8 protein-coding genes and 1 pseudogene are annotated in these 11,324 nt (G+C 73.0%); 8 read left to right on the top strand and 1 reads right to left on the bottom strand.

The features are described from left to right. Nucleotides 1-1,308, top strand: a 1,308-nt coding sequence (locus tag ABZU46_RS14325; RefSeq protein WP_354857587.1) for a hypothetical protein, incomplete at its 5' end; no start/stop codon positions are given. Nucleotides 1,309-1,548: 240 nt separating this feature from the next. On the opposite strand, the pseudogene ABZU46_RS14320 reads toward ABZU46_RS14325, so the two are convergent. Then, nucleotides 1,549-1,901: pseudogene (locus ABZU46_RS14320) on the bottom strand (transposase); the annotation flags it as partial. Between the two features lie 211 nt (nucleotides 1,902-2,112). On the opposite strand from ABZU46_RS14320, the gene ABZU46_RS14315 reads away from it, so the two are divergent. The 7 genes from ABZU46_RS14315 to ABZU46_RS14285 all read left to right on the top strand — a co-directional run bounded on the left by ABZU46_RS14315 (nucleotide 2,113) and on the right by ABZU46_RS14285 (nucleotide 11,189). Further along, nucleotides 2,113-3,267 (top strand): glycosyltransferase family 39 protein, encoded by a 1,155-nt coding sequence (locus tag ABZU46_RS14315; RefSeq protein WP_354857585.1) that lies wholly within the window; start codon nucleotides 2,113-2,115, stop codon nucleotides 3,265-3,267. Between the two features lie 109 nt (nucleotides 3,268-3,376). After that, entirely contained in the window at nucleotides 3,377-5,275 is a 1,899-nt protein-coding gene (locus ABZU46_RS14310; RefSeq protein WP_354857583.1) for a glycosyltransferase family 2 protein, read from the top strand. Next, nucleotides 5,263-6,396: a glycosyl hydrolase gene (locus tag ABZU46_RS14305; RefSeq protein WP_354857581.1), complete on the top strand. Its 1,134-nt coding sequence runs from the start codon at nucleotides 5,263-5,265 to the stop codon at nucleotides 6,394-6,396. Before ABZU46_RS14310 ends, ABZU46_RS14305 begins: the two co-directional genes overlap by 13 nt. A 112-nt stretch (nucleotides 6,397-6,508) precedes the next feature. Continuing rightward, a complete protein-coding gene (locus ABZU46_RS14300; RefSeq protein WP_354857579.1) occupies nucleotides 6,509-7,957 on the top strand; it encodes a glycosyltransferase family 39 protein in 1,449 nt (482 codons plus the stop codon). Nucleotides 7,958-7,993: 36 nt separating this feature from the next. Beyond that, complete coding sequence (locus tag ABZU46_RS14295; protein ID WP_354857577.1) at nucleotides 7,994-8,188, top strand: hypothetical protein; 195 nt, start codon at nucleotides 7,994-7,996, stop codon at nucleotides 8,186-8,188. A gap of 351 nt (nucleotides 8,189-8,539) precedes the next feature. Next, a complete protein-coding gene (locus ABZU46_RS14290) occupies nucleotides 8,540-8,947 on the top strand; it encodes a hypothetical protein (RefSeq protein WP_354857575.1) in 408 nt (135 codons plus the stop codon). A 394-nt stretch (nucleotides 8,948-9,341) separates the two neighbouring features. Then, the gene (locus tag ABZU46_RS14285; RefSeq protein ID WP_354857573.1) at nucleotides 9,342-11,189 is read left to right on the top strand and encodes a hypothetical protein; all 1,848 of its coding nucleotides are present in this window, start codon (nucleotides 9,342-9,344) and stop codon (nucleotides 11,187-11,189) included. Nucleotides 11,190-11,324 lie beyond the last annotated feature (135 nt).

Below are 11,324 nucleotides of genomic sequence, written 5' to 3'. Positions count from 1 at the left end.
CCCACCCCGACGGGACGACTGGGGATGCTCGCGTCACAGGTGATCCGCCGGACGCTTCACGGCCTGCGGCCGGGTGGTGTCGTGGCCCGGGGTGCGGACCGGCGTGAGGCGGCCCGCGAACGCGCTGCCGCCTGCTTCACGATCGCCGAGGTCTACTGGGTACTCGATGAGCACCTTCCGGTCCTCGCCGCGTCGATCTCGTCGCTGAACGCTGCCGAACGCGCCGGGGACCTCGATCTGATCGTGCGGGCGCAGGCTGGTCTCGGGATGATCATCGGCACCGTGGGGTTGCACCGGCTCGCGGGCCGCCACCTTCGCGCCGCGAGCAGCGCCGTCGAACGCACCAACGATCCGCTCACCGCCTGCTGGGTCGGCATTGTGGGCGGGCTGCACTGGACCGGGGTCGGCGACTGGGCCGCCGTCGACCTCGGCGCCGACCGGGTCCTGAAACTCCGGCGCCGGACACCGATGCACCGGTGGGCCGACGAGGTGCTCCTGATCAGCGCATTCAGCCGGTACCTCACCGCCCGCTACGCGCAGGCGGCCGCAGCGGCCGCCGAGGCGATGGCCTCCGGCCGAGAACGCCGCGATCCCGTCGTACACCTCTGGGGTCTACTCGTCCTGATCGAGACGGCCCTGCGCGCCAACCCCGACGACCCGGCGCTGGCAGGCTGGTCCGAAGAGGCCGCACAGCTTTTGCCGGCAGCGGCCAGGATCGACGCGGCCCGCCTCCACGCCGCCGTGGCTCGCCAACACCTTGCCAGCGGGCAGCCGTTGGACGCGTGGCAGGCGATCCGCACCGCCGACCACCTGATCGGCCCACATCCGTCGTTCGAGCAGTACGCCATCGAGGCGCACGCCGGCATTGCCGAGGTCTCTCTGGCGCTGCTCGAGCTGGCGGATCCGCATCGACGATCGGCGCGCGGAGCGGGCGAGCCTGACCCGGCCGAGCTGCGCGAAAGCACCGCAGTCGCCCTGCGCCGGTTACGCCGCTACGCCCGCACGTTTCCCATGGCCCGTCCGAGGGCGCTCATCTGCCTGGGCTGGTACCGATGGCTGGGCGGCCGGGCCGAGCCCGCCCGGCGGGCGTGGGTCCGGGCAGCCCGCGAAGCGGAGCGACGTCAGATGCCCTACGAGCTGGCACGCGCCCATTACGAACTCGGCCGTCACCTCGTCGCGGGACAGCGGTCAGCCCTCGGGCTCGACCGGGCTGAGCACCTTGAGCGAGCGATCGCCGAATTCGGCCTTGCCGGATGCCGAGCGGACCTGCGCCGAGTTCAGGCGCTCGCCCGGCGGACCGGCTCGTAGCCCGCATCGCAATACCACCGTTGACGTTCTCCGCCGGCACCGTGATCATCGCCGGGATCCTCGCCGGCGGTGACGCGGCTCCCCGCCATCGACGCCCCGCCCACTCTGCGGGTCGCCGCTGCGTTCACCGAACTCGCCCAGGCGATCTGACCGCGGACCCGACCCGGGTTCAACACGTCCGCCGATCCGATTACGCAACGGCGCCGGCCACGCGATGTCTTCGCTGTGCATTTGGCCCGTTTTGAGGTATCCGTGGAGGGTGCCGACGAGGCGGTTGCCGAGCTGGCGGAGCGCGGCGTGGTGGCCGACGCCTCTGGCCCGGAGTTGGTCGTAGTAGGCGCGGGCGCCTGGTGAGGTGCGCAGCGCGGTGAATGCCTGCTGGCCGCGGGCATCGACCAGCCTGTCGTTGTGGACGTATCGGGCCAGCACGACCTTCCTCTTGCCGGACTGGAGGGTGATCGGGCTGGTCCCGGCGTAGTTCTTGTGGGCTCTCGCGTCGGCGTAGCGGTTCTTGTCGTCGCCGAATCGGCGAGCACCCGGGCGCCGAGCACGACGCCGAGGCCGGGCTGGCTGAGGTAGACCTCAAGGTCCGGCTGATCGCTCATTTGGGGCTTATGCCGCATCCGAGTTATCTGTCCGGTTCTGTTCCCTATGCTCCAGTTGACACCCGTACCCGATCCAGGAGTCCGGCCGGTCCTGCGCCGCGTGCTGCCCACGCCGCGCGTACGCCCGGCTCGCGTCGCCGTGGGGCGCGCCCCCGCCGCGGTGTGCACCGCCGGATCCGACAGAGATGCGTGAGACACGATGAAGGACGCGGACACAATAGTCCTGCCCCGGCTGGCGTCGACGGAGGTCGACGTCGAGGACCCCTGGGGTGAGGACCACGCGATCGTCACCCAGGCGACGACCGACACCGGCCGGTGGCGGGTCACCGCCTGGCTGGTGCCGGCACTGTTGACGGTCGCGCTCTGCCTCCTGCGGGCCGGCGTGGCCACTCCGCCGGGCGGCGGCACCCCGGGCCTCGCCGGTTCGCCGCTGCTGCGCTTGTGGGCGGAGGTGCTCGGCGCGTCCGGCCCGGCGATACGGGTGGTGTCGACGGTGGCCGTCACCGCCGCCGCGGCCCTCGTCGGGCTCCTGGCGGCCCGACTCTTCACGCCGCGGGTGGGCCTACTGGCCGGCGTGATCTTCGCGCTGCTGCCGACGTCGACCCGGTACGCGCAGGAGATCCAGCCGTACGCGCTGACGGTGTTCGCCGCCGTGCTCGCCACGCTGCTGCTCGTGCGGGCGGTTGACCGGCCGACGGTCGGACGCTTCGCCGGCTACGGCGCCGCGGTGCTGCTGCTGGGCCTTTCGCACGGTCTCGCGCTGCTGTTGCTCGCCGGGCACGGCTGGTCGATGTTCGTCTTCCGACGCGGGGTGGTCGGCCGGTGGTCGGCGGTCGCGATCCTCGGCGCGCTCCCCGCGGCTGTCGCGCTGGGGCTTCCCAGTGGCGTGGTCGGCGGCGGGATCGCGCGGGGGTCGGAGCCCACTCTGGACGTGCTGGCCGCGACGCCCCGGAACCTCTTCGGCGTCACCGCCCTGGGGGTCGTGCTGGCCGGGTTGGCGCTGTTCAGCCTGCCGCTGCGACGCTCCGCCGCCCTCTACACCGCCTGGGCGGTGGTGCCGCCGCTGGGTCTGCTGCTGGTCGCGCAGGCGACGCCGGTCTGGATGCCGGAGGTGCTGCTCTTCACGCTGCCCGCGTGGGCCACCCTCGGCGCGGTCGCGCTGGCGCGGGTGCGCGCCCGGTGGTGCGCGGTCGCCCTGGTGGCGATCGCGGTGCTCGGCGCCCCGGCGCAGCTGGCCCGGTCCACGCCCGGGGGGCGCGAGCGGGCGACCGGCGATCTCACGAGGGTCGTTCACTTGTGGACGCGACCCGCCGACGGTGCGACGGCACGCGAGGCGCACCCCGCCGGTGGCTGAGGAGAGCGCGGCTCATGGTCATTTACGTAACTAGCCCGCTTTAAGCAAATTGTCCGAATAGCATCAGCTCCGGTCGAGTTCGAGTCGGGCAGAAATCCATGGGGGCAATGTGGTCATCGCCAGCGATAGCCGGCGGTCTCCCGTCGCCGGGCAGGGCATCGCCGTCGCTCCGGCCCTGACCTCGATCGGAGGGTCGTCGGAGCCGCCCGACCGTCGGCAGCGCAACGTCCGGGCGCGCCGCGCCTACGCGGCGTGCGGTACGACGGCCGGACCGCTGATCGCGCCGGGGCACGTGGCGGCGCCGGTCCAGTTCCGGCCGGCCCTGTCGCCCGCGTCCCGGCTGATCCTGACGCTCCTGGTTCTCGTCAACAGTGCGGCCGGGCTGCTGTTCGTCGGGTGGCTGCTGCTCCCGGCGCACGTGCCGGGGTCCGGCGTGACCGGGATCGGCAGCTGGCAGACGACGGCGGCCCGGCTCGGCTTCTGCGTGGTCGTCGGCGTGGAGTTGATCCGCCTCGCGCAGAACGTCGTGATCTGGGTCTTCGCGTTCCATGCCAAGGATCCGGTCCCCGTCGATCCGCCCGTCGGCCTGCGGGTGGCGCTGCTCACCACCATCGTGCCCAGCAAGGAGCCGCTCGACGTCGCCGAGCGGACCCTGCGGCGGATGCGGCAGATTGTCTACTGCGGCCAGGTCGACGTCTGGATCCTCGACGAGGGGGACGACCCCGCGGTGAAGGAGATGGCCGCGCGGCTCGGGGTGCGGCACTTCAGCCGCAAGGGCCGACCCGAGTACAACCAGCCGAGCGGCGAGTTCCGGGCCAGGACGAAGTCGGGAAACCACAACGCCTGGCGGGCCGAGCACGAGCACGGCTACGACGTGGTCGCCAACGTCGACCCGGACCACGTGCCGTTGCCCGGCTTCCTGGAACGGACCCTCGGCTACTTCCGCGACCCGGACGTCGCCTTCGTGGTGACCCCGCAGGTCTACGGCAACGTGCACCAGAACTGGGTCGCGCACGGCGCGTCGGTGCAGCAGTACCTCTACAACGGACTCATCGCGCGCGGCGGCAACGGGCTGGACGCGCCACTGCTCACCGGCACCGGCCACCTCTACCGACCGGCGGCCTGGCGCACCGTCGGGGGCTACCAGGACTCCATCATTGAGGACCACCTCACCAGCATCCGGGTCCACGCCGCCGTCAATCCGCACACCGGCAACCGGTGGAAGGGCGTCTACACCCCGGACGTGGTGGCCATCGGGGAGGGCCCCACCTCGTGGGCCGACTACTTCAACCAGCAAAAGCGGTGGGCGGCCGGCATCTGCGAGATCCTGGTCCGCCCCGAGCTGCGCGCACCGCGCGAGCTGGGCACGCGGCGCCGCTGGCAGTACCGGCTGCTCCAGTTCTACTACCCGAGCGTCGCCGTCGGCCTCCTGCTGGGCAACCTCGCCACCGCCCTGTACCTGCTCACCGGCGTCGGCACGGCCCAGCTCGACGTGACCGTGTGGTCGGTGCTCTGGGCCGGCACCATCGGCACCTGGTTCGCGCTCTGGCTCTGGCTGCGCCGCTTCAACATCGCCCCGCACGAACGGGAGGAGATCGGTGTGGTCGGCATGGCGCTGGCCCTCTTCACCGGTCCCGTCTACGTGGCCGCCGCGGTCGGCGCGCTGCTGCGGCGCAAGCTCGCGTTCGTGGTGACGGCCAAGGGGAAGCTGCGCACCACCGAGTCGCTCGGCACCTTCCGGCTGCACTTCGGCTGGGCGGCCTTCGCCGCCGCCGTGCTCGGCGCGAGCTTCCTGCTGGACCACGGCCTGACCCTGCTGTGGGTCTGGCCGGTGCTGACCCTCCTGACCGGCCTGGGCCCGCCGCTGATCGCCATCGTCTCCGGTGTGACGCGCCGTGGGCGACACCGCGACGACGCGGCCCGCGCCGCCGCGCGTACCCGTAGCGAGGACCGCCACCCGCCGAGGACGCGGGTGCCGGCGGAACGGAGTGTGCCATGGCGAGGCTGACCCTGCCGCGGAGCATGCTGGCGCTGATAACCGCGCTGCTGCTCACGTACGCCTTCGTGATCGCGCCGCGCACGGCGTCGGGAGCCCGGGGGGAGGCCGCGGCGACGGCCGCACCGAGCGCCCCGGCGACGCCCGCACCGCCGCCGCGCCCGGAGCCGGTGCTCTTTCCGCCGGCCGGGAAGACGTTCATCGGCGTCATGACGAACGAGGGTCCGTACGACTTCACGCCGGTGAACGCGTTCGCCGCCGCCGCGAAGCGTCAGCCGCAGGCGATGCTCTTCGGCGCGGGATGGGCGTCGGCGGCCTTCGACCGGGTGCTCTTCGACCGGATCCGCGACCGGGGCATGCTGCCGATGCTGGCGTGGGAACCGTGGGACTACCGGCTGGACGAGACCTCCCGCAAGAAGGGCTTCAGCGCCCGCAAGATCGACAGGATCCGCTCGGACCAGCCCCGGTACCGGCTGGCCCAGATCACGCGGGGGAGCTTCGACCCGTACCTGCGGTCGTGGGCGCAGGGCATCAAGGCCCTCGGGTACCCGGTGGCCATCCGGTTCGCCCACGAGATGAACGGCGACTGGTACCCGTGGTGCGAGACGGCCAACGGCAACCGGCCGGGTGACTACGTCAAGGCCTGGCGGCACGTCCACGCCGTGTTCGAGGCCGCCGGGGTGCAGAACGTCATCTGGACGTGGAGCCCGAACGTCAGGTGGGACGACTCCACCCCGAAACTCGCCACGCTCTATCCGGGCGACGACTACGTCGACTGGATCGGGCTCTCCGGCTACTACGGCACCGGGGCGCTCTCGACGTACCGGTCCTTCGACGCGATCTTCAGCCCGACGATCCGGGAGATCCGCGGCTTCACCCACAAGCCGCTGGTCGTCACCGAGACCGGCGCCTCCGACGGCAAGGGGCGCAAGGCCGAGTGGATCCGGCAGGCCTTCGAGCTACTGTCCGGCCACCGGGACATCATCGGCCTGATCTGGTTCGAGGCGCGCAAGGAGGTCGACTGGCGGATCGTCAGCTCGCCCGCCGTCGCCAAGGCCTTCGCCCGGGCCGTCGCCGCCCCCCGGTACGACGTCGGCTGGTCGCCGGCGATGGTGCCGCGTACCCGGGTCTAGGAACAGGCCGTCCGCCGCCGTGAGCGTGTCCCAGCCCGTCAGGTCGGACCGGCACCCCGCCGCGCCCGGCCGCGCGGCGCCGGCCGCGTCGGCGCGCCGGGCGGGCGCGCCGGTGTCGCGTACCCGCGTCGCCCTGCCCGTCAGTCTCGTCGCGTTCGCGGTCGCGGCCCTCGGCAGCGGCGGCCGCGAGATCTGGTTCGACGAGTCGGTCAGCTGGCTGACCACCACCCTCGCGTGGCCGGATCTGCGGCATCTGCTCGGCAACATGGACCTCACCCACGCCCTCTACTACCTGGCCCTGCGCGGGTGGACCGCGCTGGCCGGGGACTCCACCCTCGCCCTGCGGTTCCCGTCCATCGTCGGCACGGCGGTGGCCGCCGGCGCGCTCACCCTGCTCGGCGCGAAGCTGTACGACGGCACCGTCGGGGTCACCGCCGGCCTGCTCTTCGTCGCGATCCCGTCGGTGTCCCGGTACGGGCAGGAGGCCCGCTCGTACGCCTGGGTCGTCGCCCTCACCGTGCTGGCTACGCTCGCCCTGGTCGGGGCGCTGGACCGGCCCTCGTGGCCGCGGTGGGTCCGCTACGGCGGCTGCCTGCTGGCGTTGACCTGCCTGCACGCCGTCGCGGCGACGGTGCTGGCAGCCCACGCGCTGCTGGTCGGCTCGGCGGTCCGCCGCGGCGGTGCCCGGCGGGCCCGGTGGGCCTGGGCGCTCACCGTGCTGGTGGTCGCCGTGGCCGCGGCGCCCCTGCTGTACGCGGCGTCCCGCCAGGCCGACCAGGTCTCCTGGATCACCCGCGACCAGGCGGCGCTCGCCCGCTTCCCCCGGGAGCTGTTCGGCTCCCTCCCGGTCGCCGTGACGTTCGTCGGGACCGGCCTGGCCGGCGCCGCCGTGCTCTGGCGCCGGCGGCGCGCACTGCTCCTTCCGCTGCTGGTCTGGGCCGTGGCGCCGGCGGTGTGCTGCTACCTGAGCCACCCGCTGGTGCACCTCTTCCTGGCCCGGTTCGTGTTGTTCACGCTGCCCGCCTGGGCGCTGCTGGCGGCGGTCGGGATCGCCGTGCCGGTCGCCGCGCTGCGGCGCGCGCTGCCGGCGGGCGGGCCTGCGGCGGTGCTCGGCGCGGCCGTGCTGGCCGTCGCCGGCGTGGGCCTGCCGGGGCAGGTGGAGGCCCGACGCAGCCCGGTGCCGGGGGAGGCGGACTACCGCGCAGCCGCCGCCCTGATCGACCGGCGGTACGAGCCCGGTGACGGCATCGCCTACTCCGGTTGGCGCGGGTGGAGCGCCCCACTGCCGATGGCGTACCAGTTGCGCACGGCGCCGCGGGACGTTTTCCTCGCCGTGCCGCCCGGCCGGTCCGGCGGGTTCTGGGCGATCGACTGCGTCGATCCCGCTCCCTGCCTGGGCGACGTCCGGCGGATCTGGCTGGTCGTCGGCGGGGCGGGCGACCCGTACGAGGGCATCCCGCCCGCCCGGGCCGAGCTGCTCCGCCGCGAGTTCGCCGTCACCGGCACCGACCGGTTCGTCGGGGTGGTCTTGGTGCTGCTGGTCCGCCGTCCCGGTCCGTGACCACTGGGGCTACCTGTCCGGTTGTGGGTGTGACCCGTGGACGCCAAGCCCGTCGCGGTGACCGTGCAGGCCGACAAGCCGGACACGGGCCAGCTGATCCCCCACGGTGTGCAGGGGCGCCCAGTCGCGCATCTTCGCGATGAAGGCGCTCGCGGCGCGTCCTGTTTCACCGTGGAGGCGAAGCGGGTCGGTCACATCGACGTGCCGCTCTGGGCCGTCCGTGCTCTGTGAGGCCATGACTAAATTCAGCCTCATTTGCCGTATTGACCTTGGGATTGACAAGCATCCTCACGAACCGCGTATTCGGTCTTACAGCCCTCGGTCCTGGTTGCAGGCCGGGCGGTGGAAGATGAGGCTCCGACGTGGCGATCTCCCTGCCCTGCCTGAAGCTCACATTGCATCACGACCGCGACGCTCGTGGCTTGTTGGAGCGGCCGGGTCTCACCTGGACCCCGGCCGCCTGAGGAGAGAGGCAACGCTGTGCGAGCAATCCCGCTGTTCGTCGTGGCACTGGTGCTCTGCGGGTGTACTGCACCAGTCCCGCCCGCCGCCGGCCCGGCCTCGCCGGCTGGGTCGGCGCCGGTGCCGTCTTCGCCGGCCGCGTCGCCGCCGGTGCCGGCCTTCCAGCAGAGCCTGCCCGGCAGCGCCCGACGCGAGTGCGTCGCGGTGCCCGGCGACGCCATGCTGGTGCGCTCGGGCGACTTCATCGCCGGGGACTTCGTGGAGTACCGCCGGCAATGGCACCCTGACCTCGGCCCCGACCTGGGCAAGCTGTTCTGGCTGCCGGCCCGCCCCCAGCTCAACGCCGCGCTCACCGTGACCGCGACCTCCGGCGGTCGCACCGAGACCTACAGCGCCGGCTCGCTGGCGACCAACGACGCCGGGCAGGCGATGTACCCCAGCGGCATCCCGTTGCCGGCCGCCGGAACGTGGAAGCTCGTCGCGCAGGCCGGCGACGGGTGGGGGTGCTTCGAGCTGACACTGCCCTGACCGGCGTTCGGCGCGCGCCCGAGCCTCCACCTCACCCAACCCTGGACGTACACCACCAACGCCGACGTCGACGTGATCTGCTTCGACAACGCCGGCGCGGTCACCCCGCACCGGTTCCTGGCCACCTTCACCTCCCGGCTCTGAGGCCGGGCCGCGTCGGCCGTGGCCGTCCTCACCTCGCCGCCACCGCGGCGAGGACGCCGGGGGCGGTGATCGACGCCGACGAGCCGACCGGCCACCCGCGACCCCGGCACGGTCCACATGCGCACCGATGTGGGCCGCACCAGGTAGGTCGCGCACCTGGTCGAACTGGGATGACCGCTGGCACGGTCGTCCGACATGGAATATCGCATTTCGGTCACAATCGCCCTAAAAGGTGCGTACGGTGCCGGACATGGTCTCTCGCACCTGGCGCAACCTGTTGGTCGCAGCTCTCGGGATGGGCGTGCTCGCCGGTGCCGGTCAGCTCGGCATCGCGTTCAGCTTCGGCATCGTCCAGCTCACCGGCGTCTCCACCGGAGCCACCGTCAACCAGTGGCCCGCCCAGCTCGCCTGGGTGGGCTGGTTCGCGGCACACGCCGCAGTAGCCGGCACCGTCGTCACCGCACGCCTGGCCCGCCGATACGGGGTGCTGGAAAGCACCGGCAGATTGGTGGCCATCGCCGCCGCTGCCGCGCTGGGCGCCACCGTCATCGCGCCGCTCTGCGTCCGGCCGGCCCAGGCCGCCGATCGTTTCTCTGTGGACCCGATCTGGGCCCTCGGCATCTGCGCGATCGTCGGCGCGCTGGTCGGCGCGGGTGCCGCGATCGCCGTACTGCTGAAGCCGCCGCTGGGCTGGAACATGGCGGCGGTGGGCGGCGTGGTCTGGCTGCTGGCGCTCATCTCGGTCGTCCCGGCGCTCGCAACCGCCGGGCCGTTGCCCGCCGTACGGATCGGCGTGCTGGAGCAGGCCGGGCTCGACGCCGACGCGGCACACCGCCAGGCTCTCTTGACGCTGCCAGCGGTGGCCCTGCTCGTCGGCGCGGCGACCGGCGGGCTGGCCCGTTGGCGCAGGCATCCGCCTCTGGTCAACGGCGCGACCGGCGCGACCGGCGCGGTGCTGATCGCGTTCGCCTACCTGACCGCCGGTCCCGGCGGCGCCGTCGACCGGTACCAGATCACGCCGTATTACGGCGCGCTGCTCGCCGTCGCCGCCGGCGTGCTCGGTTCGGCCGCCGCCGCGTTGTTCCGCTGGCCGTTCCTGTCGCGCACCTCCGAAGAGCGGGTCGTCGAGCCGACCGACATCCTCCGACCGTTGTCCGACCCCGCCGTGCCGCGGGCCATGACGCCCGGCGCGGCCGACGAGCCGGAGCCCGTCGACCTGGCCGGCACGGGGAGGTTCGTCGGCGTGATGGCAGCGACGCACGCGACCGCGGCCGAACCGCTGGGCTACGGTGCGCCGGCCGACTCCGCGACGCGGACCGCCGCACCGACCGATACCGCCGCACCGGCCGCATCTGGCGACCTCGCCACACAGGCCGACTTCGCCACACAGTCCGACTTCGCCACGCCGGAGACATCGCAACCGGCGCCCGCGACGGCGGCCCACCTTCCCGCAGGACCCGGCGGGGACGGCTCTGGAACGGCGGGGGCCGACAACACCGAACCCGTCGGGGCAACCGCCGCCCCGGGGACCGGCCGGATGTACCAGCCGCCGAAGATCGACCGGAACCGAGTTCAGGCAGTTCGGCCAGTCGTTCCGGCCCGGCGGGTGCCGTCCTCGACCGAGCCCGGTCCGGGTGCCGAGGCAACCCACTCGGCCGGCACGCAAGAGGGCGTCGAACCGGCTCTCCCACCTCGGCACCGGCCGCCCCTGCCCAACCTGGACCAGGCCGCGAACTGGGATGCCCTCGCGAACGCCCGGCGCGCCGGTATCCGGCCCACGGCCGATGCCGCGCAGGCCGGCCCCGTAGGGGCCGTTCCGGTCGCCGCAATCCCTGCGCCGGCCGCCCCGGCACCCGTTGTCAAGGCGCAACGGACCAGCGAGCGGGCTGGCGGCCGGCTGGGCCTGTTCCGGCGCAACAGATCCCGGGCCGACGCGGACGGCGCGGGCACCCGGCCGGACCGCGAGCCGCTTCCGAGGCAGGACGCGGAGTTCGTCGACTGGGTGAGCGGGCTGGGCAGGTCGGTGGTGGACAGCGAGCCGGCTCGGGAGAGTCCTCACGGGTCACTCCGCTCCGCCGGCCGCCACCACGGCGACTGACCGGCTAGGGCGTGTCCTGCCGATCATGGATCGGCAGTCCGCGTCATGACATGCTTCAGCCGTGTACCGGACCGAGGATCAACGGCGCTTTCAGCGTCTGGTCGAGGCGCTATCGGGACGGGCGGATCCCCAGGC

This window comes from Micromonospora sp. NPDC005197 (assembly GCF_040608295.1).
Taxonomy (GTDB): Bacteria; Actinomycetota; Actinomycetes; order Mycobacteriales; family Micromonosporaceae; genus Micromonospora.
The sequence above is the reverse complement of the archived record's forward strand: the minus strand, read 5'-3'. Positions and strand labels throughout refer to the sequence as shown.

Excerpts from the sequence above, each read along its gene's own strand:
- ABZU46_RS14315 (WP_354857585.1), top strand. The coding sequence starts at position 2,113 with ATGAAGGACGCGGACACAATAGTCCTGCCCCGGCTGGCGTCGACGGAG.
- ABZU46_RS14305 (WP_354857581.1), top strand. The coding sequence starts at position 5,263 with ATGGCGAGGCTGACCCTGCCGCGGAGCATGCTGGCGCTGATAACCGCG.
- ABZU46_RS14285 (WP_354857573.1), top strand. The coding sequence starts at position 9,342 with ATGGTCTCTCGCACCTGGCGCAACCTGTTGGTCGCAGCTCTCGGGATG.